The sequence below is a fragment of the Streptomyces venezuelae ATCC 10712 genome (assembly GCF_008639165.1).
GTDB classification, from domain to species: domain Bacteria; phylum Actinomycetota; class Actinomycetes; order Streptomycetales; family Streptomycetaceae; genus Streptomyces; species Streptomyces venezuelae.
Genome location: NZ_CP029197.1, coordinates 8,007,578 through 8,028,130 on the forward strand (window position 1 = coordinate 8,007,578; position 20,553 = coordinate 8,028,130).

A 20,553-nucleotide genomic window follows, 5' to 3' on the forward strand; every position below is an offset into this window, starting at 1 on the left:
CGGGCCGACGCCCTCCCCACTCTGCCCGCCGCCCCACCCGTCCGTCCCCGCAACCAGGCGTGACGCGGGTCGGCGGGTAGGGTGGCGGGCGTGGAGCGGGTTGTGGAGGCGGGGCGGCAGTGAAGGACTTCGACGCGGTCGACGCACTCCTCGCGGGCGTCGCACCGGAGGCGGAACTCCCGGACGCCGGGGAGCGGGTACGACTGCGGGAGGCCGCCCGGCTGACCAAGGTCCAGGTGGCCAAGGCCCTGGGCATCAGCCCCACGACCCTGGCCGCCTGGGAAGCGGGCCGCGAGCCGACCGGCGAGACCCGGACGCGTTACGCCTACCTGCTCGACGGCCTCCGGGCCAGACTCGAAACCCCCGACCCGCCGCCTCCGCCGGCGCCCGCGCCCGAGCCGGCACCGACCCCGTCGGCTCCCGCCGCCGCAGCGGTACCGGAGGACGACGTCGCCGAACTCGCCGTGGCCCAGCCGTGCGTCCTGTGCGGGCACCCCGCCCGTCACGAGGTCGAAGGATTCGCGCAGCACCTGGACCCCGCGGAGTGCGGCGGGAGCACCCGCGCCGCGACGGGCCCGGCCGCCGGCCACCGTCCGCCGGTCCCCGCAGCGACAGGCGCGGCCCCCGGCCGCCGCTCGCCGGTTCCCGCCGCGACGCCCCCCTCGCGGGCCTCGGCGCCGAGTCGGCGTGCCTTCCAGGAGCCCGCGCCGACCCCGCTCGGCGCCGTGCAGGACGCCGTGCGCGGCGCGCTGGAGAAGTGCGGCGGCGATGCCGAGGCCGCGACCGCGGAGCTGATCCGCACCGCCATTCCCGACGCCATGGCGCTGCTCGACCAGTGCCGCACCGGCGCCCGCTACGAGATCGTCGGCCACCCGCCGCTGCCCGGAATCCTCCGGAAGAAGACCTCGCGCGGCGCGGACGAGATCTGGGAGGCGCGCCCCAAGTGGACCCGCCCGGCGCTGCCGGCCGGGCCCCAGGAGATCACCGCCCTCGACATCAACGGCGCCTACCTCAGCGCCCTGAAGACCCATCTGCCGCTCGGCGCCCTGGAGCACCACAGCGGGGGGGCACACGACCGGCGCCGGGCCGGGGTCCACCTCGTCACGCCGCCCGAGTGGGAGCACGAGGCCTACCTCCCCAACCCGCTGGGGTCCCGCGACGAACCGGGTCCCCTGTGGATCACCGAGCCGACCCTCCGGCTCCTGCTGCGGCTGTCCTCACCCTCGTACGGCCTGTGCGAACCGCCCGTCGTGCACGAGTCGTTCACCTCGGGAGCGACCGAGAACCTCCTGGAGAAGTTCCGCAACACCCTCCGCGACGCCCGTGCCGCCGCGCTGGAGGCCGGGGACGACGTCACGCTGGAGTACGTGAAGGCGATGTACTCGAAGTTCGTGGCCACGATGGGGGAGTCGAACTTCAACCGGGAGCTGTACCGCCCCGACTGGATGCACCTCATCCGCTCCCAGGCCTTCGCCAACCTCTGGACCAAGGCCTACAAGGCGCACGACGCCGGTCTGACCGTCGTCCGCGCCATGGGCACCGACGAGCTGCACGTCATCGGTGACTGGCGGCGGGTCTTCCCCGAGGGGCGTGGCGTCTCCGAGGTGAAGGTCAAGGACGTCTACTCCGCGCAGGAGGACGGCTGACGGGCGGCCGGCTGACGGGCGGCCCCGGTCAGCCGCGGCCGGCGGAGCCCGCCGGGTGACGCAGTGCCGAGGCGAGCATCAGACCGGCGCCGCGGACGACGCTCGTCGAGGGGTCGTTCGCGAGACGGAGACGGGCCCGGAGGACGTGGGCGAGACGACTCGTCACGTCCAGGCGCAGGGCGCCGCCGCCGGTCACCAGGACGCCCCGGCGCAGCGCCCTGCGCACGGCGCCGGTGCGGTCGTGCCGCCACAGGTCGCTCACCATGTCGGCGGCCGTCCCGGCCACCGTGTCGGGTGCGCTGCCCGACTCCGGGAGGTCGTCGAGACCCACCTCGGCCAGCCGGGCGTCCTCGACGAGGCCGTCGACGACGAGCGTGACCTCGGTCAGTTGCGCGCCGAGGTCGACGACGAGGAGGGGGCCGCCGCCGGGCGGGGCCGCGTAGGCCGCGGCGGCGCGGGCGCTGTCCACCGAGATGACCCGGACCGGGCCGAGCGCGTCCACCACCCGCCGCGTCGCGGCCCGCTCCTCGGGAGCGGCGAGGACGGGGTGGGTCAGCATGACCACGGTGCCCTGCCCGGGGTCGTCGTCGCCCGGGGCCGAGGCGGCGAGGCGCCGGAGCAGCCGGAGCTGGGAGTCCGTGTCGGTCACCCGGCCGCGGCGCACCGGGACGCTCGGGACGTCGGCGAAGACGCCCGCGCCCGGTGCCCAGGCGCGGGTCCGGGAGCTGCCGATGTCCAGGGCGATGCCCCGCAGCGGCCGCCCCGTGTTCAGGCCGTCGACCGCTGCTGCTCCGAACGATCCCATCGCTTCCGTCCATTCCCTGCGGACCCGCTGAATACGAGGCCGATTCGGTCCCTCACTATGCAGTATCCGTGGCGGGAACGCCATGGAGGTATGGGATCGAAGGTACTGATGTGAGGTCGCCCGGCTCCTCGTACCAGAGGTGCAGGGTTCCCTGCGGCAGCGCGGCCAACGGCCACCGGCCACCGGCACCCCGTCGGGGGGCGGTCGGTGGCCGGGTGGGGAGGCTCGGGCGCGTCAGGACAGGACCTTGGCCTTCGCCTTCTCGAACTCCTCGGGCGTGATGGCGCCCTTGTCCTTCAGTTCCGCGAGCCGGGCGAGTTCGTCGGTGGCACTCCCGCCACCGGCCCCGCCGCCGGCCCCGGGCGTCCCGGCGGCATTGCGGATGTAGGCCTGGAACGCCGCCTCGTTCTCCTTGGCCTGCTTGGCGTCCCTCTCGCCCATGCTCCTGCCCCGGGCGATGACGTAGACCAGCACGCCGAGATACGGGAGCACGATGCAGAAGATCAGCCACCCGGCCTTGGCCCATCCGTTGAGTGAGTGGTCCCGGAAGATGTCGGTGACCACCTTGAAGAGGAGGAACAGCCACATGATCCAGAGGAAGAACCACAGCATGGTCCAGAAGAGGTTGAGGAGGGGGTAGTCGTCCATTCCGGGCACACTCCGTTCCCACCCCGGCCGGGAGAGCCAGGCGTTTCAGCGAGTCTCACCCGGTCCGCACGCCCTCGCACGTCGTGGAGGGCCGCCCGGCCTCCGGCGAGCGCCGCCCGCCTCTCCCGAGGTCGGCTCAGCCGCGGTGCAGGGCGGCCAGCGCGCGGTCGGCGTGGGCGCTCATGCGCAGCTCGCTGCGGACCACCTCGCGGACCCGCCGGTCCTGGCCGATCACGAACGTGACGCGCTTCGTCGGCGCGAGCGAGAACCCGCGCTTCACGCCGAACCGCTCGCGCACGGCGCCGTCCGGGTCGGACAGCAGCGGGTAGCCGAGCGAGTGCCGCTCGGCGAACTCCTGCTGGCGTTCCACCGCGTCGGTGCTGATCCCGACGGGCAGGGCGCCGACGGCGCGGAACTCGGCGGCGAGGTCGCGGAAGTGGCAGGCCTCGGCGGTGCAGCCCGGGGTGAGCGCCGCCGGGTAGAAGAAGAGGACCACCGGGCCCTCCGCGAGCAGGCCGGTCAGGGAGCGGGGGGTGCCCGTCTCGTCCGGCAGGCTGAAGTCCTCGACGAGGTCACCGACGTTCATTTGAGGCCCGTCCCGATCCGTACCCGCTCCGCCACCGGCGCCTCCGGTGGCCGGCCGGTGACGTTACCGCACGGTAGGACGCGGCGTCACCCTTCCGGGCGTACGTCAGGCCGGCTGCCCCGCCGCGGCCTCCGCCGTCGCCGTCGCTGTCGTCGTCACGGCCGAGCGGGCGTCCGCAGGCCCGGTCTCCGTCGTCCCGCCGCGCTGCCCGCGTCCCGCGGCACGCCGGTCGAGCACGTCGAGGGCCCGCTCGCCCCAGCGCAGGTTCTCCTCCTCGAAGAACCGGCCGCGCATCAGCGTGAGGTACGGTCCGACCCGCTCCGCCTCGGCCAGGTACGCGTCCTCGTCCCGCCCCGCGAGCATCCACTCGCGCAGCCGGTCGTAGCGCGCCAGCTTCGCCCGCGAGGCCTCCATCCGCTGCGCCACGAAGCCGCGGACCGCCGCCGTGTCGCCCTCGTCGCAGGCCTGCACCTGGACCAGCAGCTCGTCGCGGACGGCGCTGGGGCGGGGCGGCGTCGAGGTGTAGGCGGCCAGATCCCGCATCCCGGGCTCCGTCAGGCTGAACATCCGCTTGTTGGGACGCCGTTCCTGCTCCACCACGCGTGCCGTGATGAGACCCGCCTCGGCGAGCTTGTCGAGCTCGCGGTAGAGCTGCTGCGGGGTGGCTGCCCAGAAGTTGGCGACGGACACGTCGAAGATCTTGGCCAGGTCGTATCCGGAGGCCTCGCCCTCCAGGAGAGCTGCGAGGACGGCGTGCTTGAGCGACATCCGGACACGCTAGCAGCAGCTTGAATAGTTCCCTCCGCACCTATTCAACCGCTGGACGATCACCGGCCGGACGGGTGTTCCTCGCTGGCACGTCCGTCCGCCGCCTGCCTAGGGTGGAGAGAGGGGACGGCAGATCCGAGGGGCAGCGCGATGGGCAGCGACACGTTCGTCTACACCACCTACATCCGGACCACCCCGGACGAGCTCTGGAAGGCGCTCACCGACCCGGTGTTCACCCGCCGCTACTGGGGGGTGGCCTTCGAGACGGAGTGGACCCCCGGCGCCCCCATGGTCTGGGACGAGGGCGGACGCCGGACGGAAGACCCCGAGCAGGTCGTACTCGCGGCAGAACCGGGCCGCCTCCTCGCGTACACCTGGCACTCGTTCACCCCGGCCTGGGCGGAGGCCGTCCGTCTCGGGCACGACGTGTACGAGCGCCTCGCCCGCGAGCGCCGGTCCAAGGCGACCTTCCTGATCGAACCCTCCGGCGACACCGTCAAGCTCACCGTCACCCATGACGAGCTGGAACCCGACGGCCTGATGAAGGACATGATCGGCGAGGGCTGGCCCGCGCTGCTGTCCAGCCTCAAGTCCCTTCTGGAGACGGGCGAGGAACTCCCGGAACCACCCCGCTGACCCGTGGCCCGCGCCCTGCTGGCCCATTCGAGTCGTCTCGGCCGCCTCTCCGCCGCCACGCCCGGCGTCTTGATCATCTTTCTGTCCTCTCATCCGTTTTGATGCTTGGGTCGGCGCCGCCCGCCGACGCCGTCGAAGGAACGGGGAGGGTGTCGGACGTGTCGCCACGCGGATACGTACGGGGGTGGGGAGCGCTCTCCCTGGCCGTCGGAGCCGTACTCGTCGGTACGGCGGCCCAGTCGCCCGCCCACCCCGGCGCGGGACCGGCGGCCGGGGCCCCGGAATCCACCGCCGTCGTGGCGGTGGACGGCTGCTCCGCCGGCGGGCCGTGCTCGGCGCCCCGCCGGAGCGTCGTGCTGAGCGGCGGAGCCGTCCTCACCGGAGAGCCGCTCACCTTCGGCAGCCGGCTGACCGGCCCCGTGGAACTCGTCCTGCGCACCCCGGGAAGGCTCGCCGACGTCACCGTCACCGACCAGCGCGGCCGCCGTGTCGCCGGTGCGCCGAGCGCCGACGGCACCCGATGGACCAGCGCGGCGCCGCTGCCCGCCGGAGCCCGCTACACCGCACGGCTCGTCGTCGAGCGGCCCGGCGCGGACGGGCCCCGCCGCCGGGTCGCCCGCCTGGACCTCCGTACCCCCGTCGCTCCCGCCGGGGAACGGCTCACCGTCACCTTCGGACCGGACGACGGCGGCACGTACGGCGTCGGCCGGCCGCTCACCGCCGAACTCAGCCACCCCGTGCCGGCGGACCGACCCGAGGCCCGCCGGATCGTCGAGCGCGCCCTGAAGGTGCGCACCGAACCCCGTGTCGAAGGCTCCTGGTACTGGGTCGACTCGACGACCCTCCACTACCGGCCGCGGACCTACTGGCCCGCCCGCGCCACGGTCCGGGTCAGCAGCGCCCTCGACGGCGCGTGGGTCACCGGCGACCTCTACGGCGGACGATCCCGGCCCCTCACCTTCACCACCGGTGCCCGGGTCGAAGCCGTCACCGACGTCGCCGCCCACGAGATGACCGTGTACCGCGACGGCCAGGCCCTGCGCACCCTCCCCGTCACCACCGGCAAGGCCGGCTACCGCACCCGGGGCGGCATCAAGGTCGTCCTCGGCAAGGAGCCGCTCGTGCGGATGCGCGGCGACTCCATCGGGATCGCCAAGGGCAGCCGCGACTACTACGACCTCAAGGTCCGCTGGGCCACCCGGGTGACATGGAGCGGTGAGTACCTGCACGCCGCGCCCTGGTCGCTCGACGCGCAGGGCAGCGAGGACGTCAGCCACGGCTGCACCGGCATGAGCACCGCCGACGCCGCCTGGCTGTTCGCCACCGTCCGCGAGGGCGACCTCGTGCGTGTCGTCAACGGGTACGGCGAGCCCATGAGCCCCTTCGACAACGGCTACGGCGACTGGAACCTCAGCTGGCCCGAGTGGCAGCGGGGGAGCGCCCTCGGCCCGGGCGCCGCCGCCCCCCGCTCGGCCACCGCGGCCGCGCTGCGCCCCGCACTGTGAACCGGCGGTCACGGCCCGTGGGCGCGGGGCGGCCACCACGTCGACCACCGCCCCGGCCCGTCCGGCCGACGCGCGGGGCCGGGCCGCACGTCTCCGACGACCCGCCCCCGCGCGTCGGCTCCTACCGGTACTCGACCGTGAGCGTCACCGGCGACGCCTGGTTCACGAAGAGGTACGCCGTCCCGGCCGGCGCCGACGCGAACCCGAGCCGGAACTGCGTGACCCCGCCCCGGTTCAGCGCCGCGAGCGCCTCCGCCGACAGGTCCGTGGACACCGCGCTCCCCGACGGGAACGCGTCGATCCGTGCCGCACCCGGAACCGTGGCCGGGGCCGCCCAGTCCGCCGCCTCGACCGCGCAGCCGCCGAAGCAGCCGGTGCGCAGGTCCACCTGGAGCCGGTTGCCCGCGGGGGACGCCCACGGATCACCGGAGCCGCTGGACCTGGTGACGGTCAGCCAGGCCCGGGTGATCTCCTTGCCCGCCGGCACGCGCGAGGTGTCGAAGGAGACAACCGAGCGGTTCACCTTGCCGTCCGTCCCCCGACCGAGCGCGAGCCCGTACAGGTCCTCCAGGGTGCCCACCGCGGCCCCCGAACCGTCCGCCGCCGCCTTCACGTACCCGTCCTCGGCGTCCGTACTGGACAGGACCGTACGCCCGGAGGCGGGCGGCGGCGTGCCCGCGCCGCGCAGCGCCCGCACCATGCCCATGATCGCCTCGATCTGCTTCCCGCCGTGCCGGGCGTACGCCGTGTCACCGAGGTAACCCCACCAGTTCCAGCAGCCGTTCGGGTTCTCCAGGGTCGCGGTGGGCGCCGCCTGCGGATACAGCACGATCATGTCGTTGGTGTCGGCGTACTCGTTGAGGTACGCGTTCTCCACGAACCGGGTCCCGAACCCCTGGTACGCGTATCCCTGCTTGCAGCCGTGCAGCGCCACGAGCAGCTTGCAGCGCGCCCCCTGGGCGCAGGAGGCCGGGACGTACGCGAAGCCCTCGGCGCCCATGGACAGGGCGGCCGCCGAGCCGCCCGGCGCGTAGGCGTTCTGGTCGAAGCGGATCAGCGAACCGCCCGTGCCGGAACCGGGCGCCGCGACCGAGCCGAACAGGTGCCCGAGCAGCGCCCCCTCGGCGTCGATGCCGCAGTTGTTGAGGAACGGGGTCTGCGTCACCGTGCAGGAGTTGGGGCCGAGCGGAGTGATCCAGGCGTGCCCCGCCGCCGTCGACCGGTTGTACTGCACCCGGGCGCCGAAGCGTCCGTAGTAGTCGGCGAGCGCGTCCACCACCGGCCGTTTGACCGTCGAGTCGCCCGAGCCGCCGAACACGTACACCGGGTCACCGGCCAGATTCGCCACCGGATCGACCTGCCCCTGCGCCGACCGGTCGCGGGTGGCCTGCTCCAGGGCGCCGAGCTGGAGGTCCTGTGTGGTGTCCATGCAGGCGTTGAGCGCCGTCGCGAGCACGCCCCGGGCGCAGTCGTACGGCCCCGACGCGAACACCGCGGAACCCTCGAACGTCCCCGAGTACGCCACGTGCAGCTGCGTGGCCATGTATCCGCCGGAGGACACACCGGCGCTGAAGACGGAACCGATGTCGTAGCCCTGGAGCGTGCCGGGCACCGGCGGGGGAGCGGCGGCCCCGGCGGGGCTCGCGGTGGGGAACAGGGTCGCGGCGACGCACAGCAGCAACGCGGCGATGCGGCGTGGCCCGCGGGGGCGGGTGGGACGGGGTGAACGCATGGGGTCTCCCGGGCGGCTCGTACCTGACGGAGGGTCGGCCGGGAGGCTATGGGCGTCCGGCGGCCCTCCTCCATGGGCGAGGACGCCACAATCCGGCCACTCCGGTATGGCGGCCCGTCACCTGGCAGCCGCCGAGGGGGCATCCGGCGCGAGCTGCGAGGATGTGGCCATGGAGCACCATGAGGAGAAGGACGGCCGACTGGCCGAGGCGGTCGCGCTGCGCGAGAAGGGCGAGCGGGAGGAGGCCCGCGAGCGGCTCGTCGCCCTCGCCGCCGAGTACCCGGACGACGCGGAGATCGCGTACCAGACGGCCTGGGCGCACGACGTCCTCGGTCTGGAGGCGGCGGCCGTGCCGTACTACGAGCGCGCCCTCGCGGGCAGCGGGCTCGACGCCGAGGACCGGCGAGGGGCGTTCCTCGGTCTCGGCAGCACCCTCCGGGTCCTCGGCCGGTACGAGGAGTCCGTCGCCCTCCTGACCGGCGGCGTCGAGGAGTTCCCGGAGGACGGCTCGCTGCGGACCTTCCTCGCGATGGCCCTCTACAACACCGGCCGGCACCACGAGTCGACCCGTCTGCTGCTGCGGCTGCTCGCGGCCACCAGCGACGACCCGTCCGTGCGGAGCTACCGGAGAGCCATCGAGCACTATGCCGAGGACCTCGACGCGGTCGAGTGACCGCCGGCCGACCGGAACCGGTCACGGAGTCCTCCCGCGACCCCGGCGAGGCCCCGAGGGGGAGAGATCAGGACTCGGCCGGGCCGGGTTCACGCGGTGCGCGCCGGGTCCGCCGCAGCCCGACGGCGATCACGGAGGCCACGGCGACGCCGAGCCCCGACAGGACGGCCGGGTGGGACAGGGCGGCGGTGCCGAGCTGCTGGGCGAGGACGAAGACGCCCACGGCGACGACGAACCAGCCGAACGCCGAGCGCAGCGCGTCCTGCGGGACGCGGCCGGCGAGCCGCCCGCCGACCAGGCCCCCGGCCACCGCCGCGGCGGTCACGGTGAGGGCGAGCCGCCAGTCGATCCCGACGCCGGAGAGGTGCCCGGCCAGACCGGCGAACGAGTTCATCGCGATGACGAGGAGCGACGTGCCGACCGCGATGCCCATCGGGAACCCGCCGAGGACGGCGAGGGCGGGGACGAGGAGGAAGCCGCCGCCGGACCCGACCAGCCCCGTCACCGCGCCGACCGCGAGCCCCTCCGCGGCGATGTGCCGCAGCGGCAGATCACGCTCCGCGGGCCGCGCCGCCTCTCCGCCGTCCCGTGGCCGGCGGAGCATCGCCACCGCCGTCGCCAGCATCATCAGGGCGAAGGCCACGAGCAGGGCGGTGCCCGGGACGTACTCGGCGAGGCGCCCGCCGCCGTAGGCGCCGGCCATGCTGAAGGCTCCGAAGAGCAGACCGGTCCGCCAGCGCACCCGCAGCGCCCGCGCGTGCGGGACCAGGGCGGCCAGACTGGTGACGCCCACCACGAACAGCGAGGTGGCGACGGCCTCCTTGGTGTCCTGGCCGGCGAGGTAGACCAGGATCGGCACGGTCAGGATCGACCCGCCGCCGCCGAGGACGCCGAGGCTCATGCCGACGACCACGGAGGCGGCGACGACCAGGGCTGTCACCGCGTGCTCCGCAGCTCCGCGATCACAGTGCGGAGGTCGGGGCGCGGCCCTCGGTTGTACGGCAGCCGGGACAGCAGGACGCCCATGGCGCAGGAGTTGCTGAGCGCCGCGTAGGTCAGTCCGGCGCCGACCGCGGTGCCGATCAGGTGCGCGCCGGGAACGAACACCCCGACGAGGCCGGTGGTGAGGACGATCGAGCCGGCGACGAGCCGGACCTGGCGCTCCATGTCCCATCGCTCGGGGCCCCGGTTCACCGGCGCGCCGGTCGCCTCCCAGGCGACGATCCCGCCCTGAAGGACGCGGAGGTTCGGCAGTCCGGTGCCGGCCAGGGCCCGCTCGGCCTGCGCGGCACGCTGCCCGGAGCGGCAGACGAGCACGACGTCCTCGTCGAGGTGGGCGACGAGTTCGGCGCGGTACTCGCGCAGGGTGTCCAGGGGCACGTTGTACGAGCCGGGTATGTGCGACGTCCGGAATTCGGCGGGCGTGCGGACGTCGAGCAGGCGGGGCGCCTTTCCCTCCTGGACGAGCTGGTGCAGGGCGGCGGGGGTGAGGCCGTGGCTGGGTGCGGGGATGTGCGCGGGGGTGGGTGCGGGAATGGGCGCGGGGGTGGTGCTCATGGCGTTCCTTGCGATCGCCCGCCTTTACCCCGGGGGGTATCTGCGGGAGCTGGTGGGGCCCGAGGGGTTCACGGTTCGGGAGGGGTGTCGAGAGCGGTGGGGAGAGGGGGTGTGCGGGGTGCCGCGCGGGAGGGGAGCGCGGCGACGCCGGTCAGGCGCTCGCTGGCTCCGCGGACAGCGCCCAGGCGGCGTATCCGCCGAGGACGTCGGAGACGTCGGTGAAGCCGCGGCTCCGCAGCAGGCTCGCTGCGACGGAGGAGCGGTGGCCGCCGGCGCAGTGCAGGACGAGGGGCCGGTCGCCGGGCAGCTCGCCGCTGCGCGCGGGCAGTTCGCTCAGGGGGATGTGCAGGGCGGCCTCGATGAGGCCGGTCGCCTCGCGCTCGCCGAGGGTGCGGACGTCCACGACGACGGGCGGGTTGTCGCCGCCGAGGGCCGCGCGCAGCCACGCGGCGGTCACCCGGCTCGCCGGGGAGACCTCGTCGGCGAGCGTCTCCAGGGCGTCCTCGGGGTTGCGCAGATAGCCCGCGACCCGGTCGAAGCCGATCCGGGCCAGCCGGGTGACGACCTCCTCCTCGCGGTTCTGCGCGGCCAGGACGACCAGTTCGGCGGCCGGGTCCAGGACGGTACCGGCCTGCTCGGCGAACCGTCCGTCGGCGGGAACGTTCACGGCGCCCCGCAGATGCCCGGCGGCGAACTCCCGCGGGTCGCGGGTGTCCACCACGACCGCTCGGGCGGCACGCAGCGCGGTGAACTCGGCGAGCGTCAGCGGCCGGGGGGCCGCCGTGGCGTCGTAGCGGGCGCGGTCCCTGCGGTTCAGTGCGGCGTCGTAGGCGAAGTAGCCGGGCGCGGCGGTCTGTCCGGCGGTGACGAGCGCGACGAACTCCGCGCGGCCCATGGGCGCGCAGGCGTAGTTGGTGGCGCGCTGCTCGCCGATGGTGGAGCGCTTCGCGGTGGAGAGGTTCTTGCCGCAGGCCGACCCGGCGCCGTGCGCGGGGAAGACGCGGACGGCGTCGGGGAGGCGCATCAGCTTGTTCTGGACGCTGTCGTGGAGCATCGCGCCGAGCTCCTCGGCGCCGACGCCGACGGAGGCGAGCAGGTCGGGGCGGCCGACGTCACCGATGAACAGCGCGTCGCCGGTGAGGACGCCGTACGGGACGGTGTCGTCGGGGTGCTCGTACACGAGGACGCTGATCGACTCGGGCGTGTGCCCCGGGGTCTCCATGATCCGCAGGGTGACGTCGCCGAGGGGGATCCGCTCGCCCTCGGCGAGCGGGCGGATCGGGTACTCGGTCTCGGCCCGGCGGCCGTAGCCGATCCAGGCGCCGGTCTGATCGGCCAGCTCCAGGTGCCCTGCGACGAAGTCCGCGTGGAAGTGCGTGTTGATCACGCCCACCACCGTCAGGTCGCGGGCGGTGGCGTCGGCGAGGTACTCGGCGACGTCCCGCCGCGGATCGACGACCACCGCCCGGCCGGTCTTCTCGTCGGCGATCAGGTACGACGCCTGGGAGAGGCAGTCGAGGTAGTACTGGTGGAAGATCACGAGATTCCCTTCAATACCCCCGCGGGTATTTACGGGCTCGACCGTAGGCCGACCCGCGAAGGGAAGTCAAATACCCCCGAGGGTATTCTGGAGTCAGTCGTTCACCGCCGTCAGCAGCACCACGGCGTCGTCCAGGGCGGTGACCCCGTGCCGTTCCGTGAGCATCCGCAGCGTGCCCGTCGGCAGCTCCTCCGCCCGGCCGGCCACCGTCAGGTTCACCCGGCCGCGCAGCACCTGGAGGCTCGCCGCCGGCGGCGAGTTGTGCTCGTCCAGGGACGTGCCCGCCGTCAGTGCGATGACGGACTGCCGGAGCACGCCGTCGTGCACGATCAGTTGGGCACTGCGCCCGTGCGGCGAGGTGCGGGCCGCGGCCATGTGCTCGTCGGCGAGGGCGGTGAGGTCCAGCTTCATGACTCTCCCTGCGGGGTGCGCGGGCGGACACCTCCAGCCTTCCGTGTGGCGTCCGGGACGCAAGTCGGGGCCGCCGGTCGTGCCGAGCGCGCCACCACCACCCCGCCGGCCGCGACGAACGTCCCGGCCGCGAGCAGCGCGGCCGGCCAGCCGTGCTCGGCGTACAGCCAGGTGCCGACCAGGGAGCCGAGCGCGCCACCGCCGAACGTGGCCAGCATGAAGACCGTGTTGACCCGGGCCGCCACCGCCGTGCCGATCCCGAAGATCCTCGCCTGGTTGGCCACCTGGCTGGAGCTGACCCCCACCACCAGCAGATTCGCCCCGGCCACCAGGGCCACGGGGGAGTACGGGGCAAGGCCCGCAGCGCCGAGACCGAGCCCCGCGAGGACCAACCCGGCGGTGCTCACGACCCGCGGCCCGTACCGGTCGGTGAGGGATCCCGCCGACGCGGAGAGCAGCGCGCCGGGCAGCGTCAGCACCCCGAAGAGGCCGGCGGCCCCCGGCCCGTACCCCAGAGGCGGGGACGCCAGATGGAAGGCGAGCACCGCCCAGAAGACGCTGAACGCGGCGAAGACACAGGCACCGAGCAGCGCCGACGTCCGCAGCGCGCGATGGGCCACCAGGAGCCCGGGCAACCCGGCCAGGAGCCCGGCGTACGAGGTCGGGCCGCGCACCCCCAGCCGCTCGGGGAGCCGCCGGGGCAGCACGCACAGCAGGGCCGCGGTGGCCGCGGCGGCCACCAGATAGGCCACCCGCCAGCTGCCGCTCGCATCGGCCACGGCGCCCGAGACCGTACGGGACAGGGTCGAGCCGAGCGTGAGCCCGAGCCCCACGAGCCCCACGGTCCGGCCCCGCCGTCCGGGGCCCGCCAGCACCGCGGCCACCGGCGTGAGGATCTGCGGCAGCACCGTGGTCGTGGAGAGCGCGAGCGTCGCGAGCGTCAGCGTCACCACGCCGGGGGCGGCGGCCCCGACGAGCAGCGCCGCGCAGGTGAGGACCAGCAGCACCGAGGTGAGGCGGCGCAGCCGCGCGGTGTCGGCCAGCGGCACGAGCGTCAGGATGCCGAGCGCGTACCCGAGCTGCGCGGCGGAGGCGATCAGCCCCGCCGTCCGCTCCGAGACGTCGAGGCTCTGGGCGACGGCGGCGAGGAGCGGCTGCGGGAAGTAGATGTTGGCGACGGCGACGGCACCCGCGACGGCGAAGAGCAGCACGTTCACGGGCCGGTCGGAGGCCGGATCACCGGCGGGGGAGGCGGCGGAGGCAGGGGACGGCAGGGCCACGGAGTCTCTTCCGTACGGGGGAGGGGAACGCCCCAAGGCTCCCCGCCGCCGCCCCCGCGGAACAAGGTGGCATCATGAAACCGGCGTTGAGCCACGCTCAACGATCGGCATCACGGAGGAGGGGGCCGGTGCTCGAACGGTACGAGCTGGAGACGTTCCTCACCCTCGCCGAGGAACTCCACTTCGGACGCACGGGCGAGCGCCTCGGCGTCTCCACCGGCCGGGTCAGCCAGACCGTCAAGAAACTGGAACGCCGCTTCGGCACCCCGCTCTTCGTCCGGACCAGCCGCAGGGTCGCCCTCACCCCCGTGGGCCGGCGCCTCCACGAGGACCTCCTGCCCGCCTACGAGCTCATGCGGGCCGCCCTGGAGCGCGCCACCGAGGCCGGCCGCGGCATCCACGGCCGGCTGCGCACCGGCTTCGGCACCCCCTGGGGCGGCGAACTGCTCACGGCCGCCGCCGACACCCTGACCGCCCGCCACCCCGGCTGCGAGATCACCGTCCGGGAGGTCCCGCTCGACGGCGGCGTCCGGCTCCTCCAGGACGGCTCACTGGACCTCCAGCTCACCGCGTTCCCCGTGCGCGAGCCGGACCTCACCACCGGCCCCGTCGTCCTCCGCGACGCGCGGGTCCTGCTGCTGCCCGCCGCGCACCCGCTCGCCGCCCGCGCCTCCCTCGGCCCCGAGGACCTCGCGGGCCTGCCGCTGATCACCACCGAGGGCGCCAACCCCCGCCACTGGATCGACCACCACTACCCCCGGCGCACTCCCTCCGGGGCGGTCGTCGGGCGCGGCCCGGTCGCGGCCACCTGGCAGGAGGTGCTCTCCCACGTCACCGCGGGCCGCGGCGCCGCGCCCGGCGCCGCCCGGGGAGCCAGGTACCACCCGCGCCCCGGCATCGCCTACGTCCCGCTGCACGGCGTCCCGCCCCTGGAGTACGGCCTGGTCTGGCCCACCGCCGCCGACTCCGCCCTGCTCAGGGCCTTCGTGGCGGCGATCGGCACGGCGTAGGGGGCCGGGGGAGGCCTTCGCAGCTCAGGCCGCGTCGGACGGGACCAGCGTCCCCGCCAGGTGGTCGTACGCCACGTGCGCGTGCAGCCGGACGCCGGTGACCAGGGTGCCGTCGTCCGCGTAGAAGTGCGGGTTGTGGTTAGTCACCAGACCCCGCCCGCCCGGCACGGGGACCGGCCGCCCCGAGGCGTCCAGGGTCGCGTCCTGGACGCCGAGCATCACGTACAGGCCGCCGAACCGGCCGACCAGCTCGGACACGTCGTCGTACCCGAGGGTCGCCCCCGTCTCCACCACCCGCTCCGGGCCGACCACCCGGCGGAAGGTCGGCAGCCCCGCCTCGACCCACGGCCCGGAGTTGTGCACCGGAGGAACCGGCTGCAGGTACTCGACCGTGGCCGTCGCCCCGAAGGCGGCGGCCGAATGCTCGGCGAGCGTCGTCAGGCGCTGCTGCACCCGCACCATGTCGGACTCCACGGCACAGCGGACCGTCCCCCACAGCGTCACCGTCTGCCCGACGATGTTGAAGCGGCCGACGTCCTCGACGTGCCCGATGGACACGGTGACCGGGTCGAAGGCCGAGACCTGCCGGTACAGCTGGCCGATGCCCGTCAGGACCGCCCCCACCGCCGGCATCGGGTCGACGCCCTCCCAGGGCGTCGAGCCATGGGTCTGCTTGCCGGTGACGACGATGCGGACGAGGGTCGAGGCACCGTACTGGTTGCCGACCCGGTAGCCCACGTACCCCTTCGGATGCGGCGTGACGTGCAGCCCGAAGGCCATCGTCGGCACCGGATCGTCGAAGGCGCCCGCCTCCACCATCGCCCGCGCCCCGCCCTGCTCGGTCACCGGGGGGCCCTCCTCGGCCGGCTGGAACACGAACAGCACCGTGCCCGGCAACCGGTCGCGCACCCCGGCGAGGACCGTCGCCGCGCCGAGCAGCGCCGCCGTGTGGCAGTCGTGTCCGCAGGCGTGCGACACCGGGAACGGGCCGCCCGGATAGTCGGCGTCGACCACCGCGGAGGCGAAGTCCGCGCCGCACGCGTCGCGGACCGGCAGCGCGTCCATGTCCGCCCGCAGCGCCACGACCCGTTCCCCGGGCGCCCCGCCGCGCAGGACGCCCACGACGCCGTGCCCGGCGATGCCCGTACGGACCTCGTCGAGGCCCAGGGCGCGCAGCTGGTCGGCCACCAGGCGGGCCGTGTTCACCTCGCGGTTGGAGAGCTCCGGGTGCTGGTGCAGGTGGTGCCGCCAGGCCACCACCTGATCCGCCACCTCGGCCGCCCGCTTGTCCAGTTCCTCGTGGATCGCCTCAGTGTCCATCCCGCCAGGCTGCCATCCGGAGCCCAACCCGGCACCGTGTCCACACCGTTCAGATGCCGGCGGACCACCGCGCGGGCTCGGCGCCGGGGTCGCGCGACGGCGTACCCGCCGGGAACGGCTCCGGCCCCCACCCTCTCGGGTGGGGGCCGGAGCCGTTTCGGCCTGCGAGCGGCGTCAGCCGGTGAAGACCTCGGTCAGGGACCAGATCGCGAGTCCCGCCATGCAGATGCCGCCGATGCGCTGCACGGTCTTGAGCGGAACGCGCTTCGCGATGAACCGGCCGGCGACCAGGGCGAGCGCGGAGACGCTCATCAGGGCCGCGAGCGAGCCGATCGCCGTCGACCAGGTGCCGTTCGTGGCGGCCAGGTTGGCGGTGGTGATCTGGGTGAGGTCGCCCCACTCGCTGATGAAGACGGCCATGAAGGCGGTCGAGAAGACGGGCAGGAAGCCCGTGACGGTCTTGCCGCCCTCGTCGGCCTCGTCGTCGTCGCCCCCGCCGCGCAGCAGCATGAACGCGCCGAAGCCGAACAACAGGGCCGAGACCAGCTTCACGGACCAGCCGGGGAGCAGCCCGAGCAGGCTGCCGGCTCCCACGGCGATGGCGACATGGGCCAGGAAGGCGGTCGAGGTGCCGATCCAGACATAGAGGGGACGCATCCGCGTGCCCATGGCGAGGGACGCGAACATCGTCTTGTCGGGAAGCTCGGCGAGGAAGATCAGCCCGAAGGCGGTGAGGATCGCCAAGGGGTCGAGGTGCATACCGGGGCTCTCTGCTCGGTCCGGGCCCGTGGACTCGGCACGGCGCCTCGGTGGGCGACGGGAGGACCACTCGGCCCGGCATGACGGACCACGCCCACGGAAGCGCGGACGCGGTTGATGCCTGGCCGAAGGTCTCGCCCGTCCGCGTCACGCGGACCCGGTCACCGGGAACCCGAGGGCTCCAGTATGTCGACGACCGATTCGCAGGGCTACTCCCCTTCGCAGTCCCTCAGTGTAGCGGACGGGGGCGCGAGAGTGAGTAGACGTTGTCTACGGCGATCGGTAGACAGTGTCTACTCGATCTTGGTAGACAGTGTCCATGAACGACGGACCCGAAGATCATCAGCCCGGCGCGGACGACGACGGCCTGCGCGGCCGGCTCGTCCGGGCCGGCGTCGAGCTCGTGAACACCGAAGGCGCCCAGGCCCTCTCGCTGCGCGAGATCGCCCGCCGCACCGGCGTCTCCCACGGAGCACCCCGCCGCCACTTCCCGACCCACCTCGACCTCCTCTCCGCTATCGCCCGCCAGGGCTTCGCCGAACTGGCCGCCCGGGTCGCCGAGGCGGACCCCGGCACCGCCGCACCGAGGGAACGCATCGCCCTCCTCGCCCGCGTCTACCTCGACTACGCGACGGACCGACGCGGCATGTACGAGCTGATGTTCCGGCACGACCTGCTGGAGAGCGGCCGGCTCGGACTCCGCGAGACGAGCCTGCCGCTCTTCGGCCGGCTCACCGAACTCGTCGCCCGCGCACGCCCCGACACCCCCGAGCCCGCCGTCCTGGCCGGCGCGCTCTGGGCCAACCTCCACGGCATCGCCCAGCTCTGGCACTGGGGCAGCCTCCCGCTCGCCACCGGCGGTGACGACCCGGCGCCCCTCCTCGCGGCCGCCCTCGACGCCCACCTCGGCCCGGCGGAGCCGGGCAGGTGACCCCGCGCCGCGCCCCCGTCCTGGCATGCAGCGTCGTCGGCGCCGCCGTCGTCGCCCTGGACGGCACCGTCCTCACCGTCGCCCAGCCCGCCCTCCAACACGACCTGCACGCGGCGGTCGGCCAGGTCCAGTGGACCAGCACCGGCTACCTCATCGCCGTCGCGAGCCTCCTGGTCTTCGCGGGCCGCCTCGGCGACCGCTACGGCCACCGCCGGGTCTTCGCCGTCGGCGCCCTCGGCTTCGCCGCCGCCTCCACCGGCATCGCGCTTGCTCCCGGCATCGGCGCGGTCATCGCCCTCCGGGTGCTCCAGGGGGTGTGCGGGGCGCTCCTCCAGCCCGCCACCCTCGGCATGCTCCGCACCGCCTATCCACCCGAACGGCTCGGCACCCCGATCGCCGTGCGCACCGCCGCGATCGGCCTCGCCGCCGCGGCGGGCCCGCTCGTCGGCGGCGCGCTCGTCTCCGCGTACGGCTGGCGCGCGGTCTTCCTCCTCGGCGTACCCCCGGCCCTCGCGATCGGCCTCCTGGCCCTCACCACCCGCGAGCCGAACCATCCGGGTGGCGCCGCCCACCCGCGTGACGCGTTCCATCCGGGTGACGCGTCCGACCCGCGTGGCGCCGCCCGCCCGCGTGGCGCCGCCCGCCCCCGTGACGCGTCCCACCCGCGTGGCGCCGCCCACCCGCGTGACGCCGCCCGCCCCCGGTCCACCCCGCCCGCGCCTTCGGCGGCCCGCGCCGCGCTCGACCCCGGCGGTGCCCTGCTGCTAGCCGTCACGCTCGGACTGCTCGTCCACGGGCTCGTCGAGGCCGCCCGGCCGGGCCGGACGGAAGCGGGACTGCTCGCCTGCGCCGCGGCCGTCGGCGCGGGGCTGCTCCTCGCCCGGCACGAGCGCCGGACCGCGCACCCCCTGCTGCCCGCGGAACTGCTCCGCAGCAGGCCCGTCGTCGCGGGCCTCGCCGTGCTCCTCGCCGCCTCCGCCGCCCTGTTCGGCACCCTCTTCGTGGCGACCTACTTCCTCCAGGACGTCCAGGGACTCGACCCCCTGGGCTGCGCCCTGCGGGTCCTGCCGCTCGCCGCCCTCATGGTGCTCGGCGCGCCGTTCTGCCCGCCGCTCCAGCGCCGCTTCGGCCCCCGGCGCACGGCGACGGCGGGCGCCGCCCTCCTTACCGGCGGGGTGCTGCTCCTCTCCCGGCTCGACGCGGCGGCCGGCGCCCTCGCCGTCGGGGTGAGCGCGGCACTGCTCGGCGCGGGCTTCGTCACCCTGATGGTCACCGCGACCTCGGTCGTCGTGCACCGCGCCCCCGAGGCCCACGCCGGTGTCGCCGGCGGCCTCCAGCAGACCGCGATGAACATCGGGCCCGCGCTCGGCGTCGCCACCGCGACGCTGCTGGTCGCCCTCGTCCCCGGCGGCGGCTTCGTCCCGGCACACGGCGCGGCGCTCCCGGCCCTCACCGTGATCGCCGCGCTCGCGCTCCCCGCCGCACTCGCCCTGCCCGGCGCCGCCCAGCGGCGGGGGACACGCCCGGGGCCCCCGCCACCCCGGCCCGCCCGCCGAATCTGCGTACGATCATGAAATGCCAGCAGGTCAGCGGGGCCGCCCCGACACACCGGCACGCACCCAGCTCAACATCGGCCGTGCGCTGCCGTTTCTGGTCCTGGCCCTCACCTTCGTCGCCGATCTGCTCACCCCGGACCGGGAGCGCTTCGACCGGCTCCTCGTCGCCGCGCCGGCGCTCGCCGCCGTCACCTGGAGCGTGCCGGGGACGATCGGCATCGGAGTGCTCGCGATCGGCGCCCGGCTGCTGCTCAGCGTCATCCGGGGTGAGTCCGCCGCCGCTCCCGAACTCGTCGCCAACCTGACCGTGATCGCCGGGGTCACCGCCGCCGCGGCCTGGGTCAGCCACGTCCGCACCCGCTACGACCAGGACCTGCGCGAACTCACCGCCGTCGCCGAGGTCGTCCAGCGGGTCGTGCTGCGCCCGCTCCCCGACCGCCTCGGCCGCTACGACCTCCACCTGCTGTACGTGGCGGCCGCGGCCAAGGCCAGGATCGGCGGCGACTTCTACGAGGCCGTACGCATCCCCGGCGCCGTGCGCATCATGCTGGGCGACGTCCAGGGCAAGGGCCTCGGCGCGGTCGAGACCGCGTCCGTCCTGCTCGGCTCCTTCCGGGCCGCCGTCAACGACGCCCCCGACCTGGCCCGGCTCGCCGACCGGCTCGACGAGGGCCTCGCCCGCTACGGCGCCTGGGACCCGGACTCCGACGCCGCCGAACGCTTCGCCACCGTCGTCCTCGTGGAACTCCCCGACGGCGAGGACACCGCCCGCCTCCTCAGCTGCGGCCACCCCGCCCCGCTGCTCCAACGCGGGGCCGAGGTCGAGCCCGTGACCTTCACCGACCCCTCGCTGCCGGTCAACCTCGCGGGCCTCGCCGACTCCCACCACCGCATCGAGGAGGTGCCGTTCGGCCCGGGGGACCGGCTGCTCCTCTACACCGACGGGGTCAGCGAGACGCGCGACAAGGCCGGCACGTTCTACCCGCTCGAACTGCGCCTGCGCGGCTGGGCACGGGAACCGGACACGGAACTCCCGGACCTCCTCCACAAGGACCTCACCCGCTACGGCGCCGGAGGCCTGGACGACGACGTCGCCGCCCTGCTCGTGGTGTATCCACCCGGGCCCCGCTGACCCCGACACCACCCCGGCCCGCCGTCCCCAAACATCGACTTCGGGGCGGCTTGTGTCG

The 20,553-nt window shown here is 74.5% G+C and carries 20 protein-coding genes; 8 read left to right on the forward strand and 12 right to left on the reverse strand.

Going from position 1 to position 20,553, the window contains the following annotated elements:
- Positions 1–119 precede the first annotated feature (119 nt).
- A complete protein-coding gene (locus DEJ43_RS36395; RefSeq protein WP_015038461.1) occupies positions 120–1,646 on the forward strand; it encodes a helix-turn-helix domain-containing protein in 1,527 nt (508 codons plus the stop codon).
- A gap of 28 nt (positions 1,647–1,674) precedes the next feature.
- On the opposite strand, the gene DEJ43_RS36400 is transcribed toward DEJ43_RS36395, so the two are convergent.
- The 4 genes from DEJ43_RS36400 to DEJ43_RS36415 form a co-directional block, all read right to left on the reverse strand.
- On the reverse strand, positions 1,675–2,451 hold the full coding sequence (locus tag DEJ43_RS36400; RefSeq protein WP_015038462.1) for a rod shape-determining protein: 777 nt from the start codon (positions 2,449–2,451) through the stop codon (positions 1,675–1,677).
- A gap of 234 nt (positions 2,452–2,685) precedes the next feature.
- Complete coding sequence (locus tag DEJ43_RS36405; protein ID WP_015038463.1) at positions 2,686–3,099, reverse strand: SHOCT domain-containing protein; 414 nt, start codon at positions 3,097–3,099, stop codon at positions 2,686–2,688.
- Between the two features lie 136 nt (positions 3,100–3,235).
- Complete coding sequence (locus DEJ43_RS36410) at positions 3,236–3,685, reverse strand: peroxiredoxin (RefSeq protein ID WP_015038464.1); 450 nt, start codon at positions 3,683–3,685, stop codon at positions 3,236–3,238.
- 105 nt (positions 3,686–3,790) lie between these two features.
- Positions 3,791–4,453, reverse strand: coding sequence for a PadR family transcriptional regulator (locus tag DEJ43_RS36415; RefSeq protein ID WP_015038465.1), 663 nt, complete (start codon positions 4,451–4,453; stop codon positions 3,791–3,793).
- A 150-nt stretch (positions 4,454–4,603) separates the two neighbouring features.
- On the opposite strand from DEJ43_RS36415, the gene DEJ43_RS36420 reads away from it, so the two are divergent.
- Entirely contained in the window at positions 4,604–5,089 is a 486-nt protein-coding gene (locus tag DEJ43_RS36420) for an SRPBCC family protein (RefSeq protein WP_015038466.1), read from the forward strand.
- 158 nt (positions 5,090–5,247) lie between these two features.
- On the forward strand, positions 5,248–6,594 hold the full coding sequence (locus tag DEJ43_RS36425; RefSeq protein WP_015038467.1) for a L,D-transpeptidase: 1,347 nt from the start codon (positions 5,248–5,250) through the stop codon (positions 6,592–6,594).
- A gap of 121 nt (positions 6,595–6,715) precedes the next feature.
- On the opposite strand, the gene DEJ43_RS36430 is transcribed toward DEJ43_RS36425, so the two are convergent.
- Positions 6,716–8,326 carry an extracellular catalytic domain type 2 short-chain-length polyhydroxyalkanoate depolymerase gene (locus tag DEJ43_RS36430; RefSeq protein ID WP_015038468.1) on the reverse strand — a complete coding sequence of 537 codons (1,611 nt, stop codon included), beginning with the start codon at positions 8,324–8,326 and terminating at the stop codon, positions 6,716–6,718.
- Between the two features lie 169 nt (positions 8,327–8,495).
- Here DEJ43_RS36430 and DEJ43_RS36435 point away from each other — a divergent pair, with 169 nt between their 5' ends.
- Positions 8,496–8,999: a tetratricopeptide repeat protein gene (locus DEJ43_RS36435; protein WP_015038469.1), complete on the forward strand. Its 504-nt coding sequence runs from the start codon at positions 8,496–8,498 to the stop codon at positions 8,997–8,999.
- 67 nt (positions 9,000–9,066) lie between these two features.
- Here DEJ43_RS36435 and DEJ43_RS36440 read toward each other — a convergent pair whose 3' ends face one another.
- From DEJ43_RS36440 to DEJ43_RS36460, 5 genes are all read right to left on the reverse strand, one after another.
- On the reverse strand, positions 9,067–9,939 hold the full coding sequence (locus tag DEJ43_RS36440) for a sulfite exporter TauE/SafE family protein (RefSeq protein WP_015038470.1): 873 nt from the start codon (positions 9,937–9,939) through the stop codon (positions 9,067–9,069).
- Positions 9,936–10,556 carry a rhodanese-like domain-containing protein gene (locus DEJ43_RS36445; protein WP_015038471.1) on the reverse strand — a complete coding sequence of 207 codons (621 nt, stop codon included), beginning with the start codon at positions 10,554–10,556 and terminating at the stop codon, positions 9,936–9,938. The genes DEJ43_RS36440 and DEJ43_RS36445 overlap by 4 nt, the downstream gene beginning before the upstream one ends.
- Before the next feature lie 151 nt (positions 10,557–10,707).
- A complete protein-coding gene (locus DEJ43_RS36450; RefSeq protein ID WP_015038472.1) occupies positions 10,708–12,096 on the reverse strand; it encodes an MBL fold metallo-hydrolase in 1,389 nt (462 codons plus the stop codon).
- Between the two features lie 93 nt (positions 12,097–12,189).
- Complete coding sequence (locus DEJ43_RS36455; RefSeq protein ID WP_015038473.1) at positions 12,190–12,507, reverse strand: cupin domain-containing protein; 318 nt, start codon at positions 12,505–12,507, stop codon at positions 12,190–12,192.
- On the reverse strand, positions 12,504–13,787 hold the full coding sequence (locus tag DEJ43_RS36460) for an MFS transporter (protein ID WP_015038474.1): 1,284 nt from the start codon (positions 13,785–13,787) through the stop codon (positions 12,504–12,506). Before DEJ43_RS36460 ends, DEJ43_RS36455 begins: the two co-directional genes overlap by 4 nt.
- A gap of 128 nt (positions 13,788–13,915) precedes the next feature.
- Between DEJ43_RS36460 and DEJ43_RS36465 the strand changes: the two genes are divergently transcribed.
- A complete protein-coding gene (locus DEJ43_RS36465) occupies positions 13,916–14,797 on the forward strand; it encodes a LysR family transcriptional regulator (RefSeq protein WP_041663294.1) in 882 nt (293 codons plus the stop codon).
- 24 nt (positions 14,798–14,821) lie between these two features.
- Here the strand turns inward: DEJ43_RS36465 and DEJ43_RS36470 are convergent, their stop codons facing one another.
- Together DEJ43_RS36470 and DEJ43_RS36475 are read right to left on the reverse strand one after the other, a co-directional pair.
- The gene (locus DEJ43_RS36470; RefSeq protein ID WP_015038476.1) at positions 14,822–16,117 is read right to left on the reverse strand and encodes a M20 metallopeptidase family protein; all 1,296 of its coding nucleotides are present in this window, start codon (positions 16,115–16,117) and stop codon (positions 14,822–14,824) included.
- A gap of 174 nt (positions 16,118–16,291) precedes the next feature.
- Positions 16,292–16,876 (reverse strand): TMEM165/GDT1 family protein, encoded by a 585-nt coding sequence (locus tag DEJ43_RS36475; protein ID WP_015038477.1) that lies wholly within the window; start codon positions 16,874–16,876, stop codon positions 16,292–16,294.
- Positions 16,877–17,195: 319 nt separating this feature from the next.
- Here DEJ43_RS36475 and DEJ43_RS36480 point away from each other — a divergent pair, with 319 nt between their 5' ends.
- From DEJ43_RS36480 to DEJ43_RS36490, 3 genes are read left to right on the forward strand one after another with little or no spacing between them, the layout of a single operon-like run.
- The gene (locus DEJ43_RS36480; RefSeq protein ID WP_015038478.1) at positions 17,196–17,807 is read left to right on the forward strand and encodes a TetR/AcrR family transcriptional regulator; all 612 of its coding nucleotides are present in this window, start codon (positions 17,196–17,198) and stop codon (positions 17,805–17,807) included.
- Positions 17,804–19,381, forward strand: a complete 1,578-nt coding sequence (locus DEJ43_RS36485; protein WP_015038479.1) for an MFS transporter — start codon at positions 17,804–17,806, stop codon at positions 19,379–19,381. Before DEJ43_RS36480 ends, DEJ43_RS36485 begins: the two co-directional genes overlap by 4 nt.
- Position 19,382: 1 nt before the next feature.
- On the forward strand, positions 19,383–20,495 hold the full coding sequence (locus DEJ43_RS36490) for a PP2C family protein-serine/threonine phosphatase (RefSeq protein WP_015038480.1): 1,113 nt from the start codon (positions 19,383–19,385) through the stop codon (positions 20,493–20,495).
- The last annotated feature ends 58 nt before the right edge of the window (positions 20,496–20,553 follow it).

Bases quoted from the DNA above. Each gene is read 5' to 3' on its own strand.
- DEJ43_RS36410 (WP_015038464.1), bottom strand. From the start codon at position 3,685: ATGAACGTCGGTGACCTCGTCGAGGACTTCAGCCTGCCGGACGAGACG.
- DEJ43_RS36490 (WP_015038480.1), top strand. From the start codon at position 19,383: ATGCCAGCAGGTCAGCGGGGCCGCCCCGACACACCGGCACGCACCCAG.
- DEJ43_RS36415 (WP_015038465.1), bottom strand. From the start codon at position 4,453: ATGTCGCTCAAGCACGCCGTCCTCGCAGCTCTCCTGGAGGGCGAGGCC.
- DEJ43_RS36420 (WP_015038466.1), top strand. From the start codon at position 4,604: ATGGGCAGCGACACGTTCGTCTACACCACCTACATCCGGACCACCCCG.
- DEJ43_RS36445 (WP_015038471.1), bottom strand. From the start codon at position 10,556: ATGAGCACCACCCCCGCGCCCATTCCCGCACCCACCCCCGCGCACATC.
- DEJ43_RS36405 (WP_015038463.1), bottom strand. From the start codon at position 3,099: ATGGACGACTACCCCCTCCTCAACCTCTTCTGGACCATGCTGTGGTTC.
- DEJ43_RS36480 (WP_015038478.1), top strand. From the start codon at position 17,196: ATGAACGACGGACCCGAAGATCATCAGCCCGGCGCGGACGACGACGGC.
- DEJ43_RS36475 (WP_015038477.1), bottom strand. From the start codon at position 16,876: ATGCACCTCGACCCCTTGGCGATCCTCACCGCCTTCGGGCTGATCTTC.
- DEJ43_RS36400 (WP_015038462.1), bottom strand. From the start codon at position 2,451: ATGGGATCGTTCGGAGCAGCAGCGGTCGACGGCCTGAACACGGGGCGG.
- DEJ43_RS36470 (WP_015038476.1), bottom strand. From the start codon at position 16,117: ATGGACACTGAGGCGATCCACGAGGAACTGGACAAGCGGGCGGCCGAG.
- DEJ43_RS36435 (WP_015038469.1), top strand. From the start codon at position 8,496: ATGGAGCACCATGAGGAGAAGGACGGCCGACTGGCCGAGGCGGTCGCG.
- DEJ43_RS36455 (WP_015038473.1), bottom strand. From the start codon at position 12,507: ATGAAGCTGGACCTCACCGCCCTCGCCGACGAGCACATGGCCGCGGCC.
- DEJ43_RS36430 (WP_015038468.1), bottom strand. From the start codon at position 8,326: ATGCGTTCACCCCGTCCCACCCGCCCCCGCGGGCCACGCCGCATCGCC.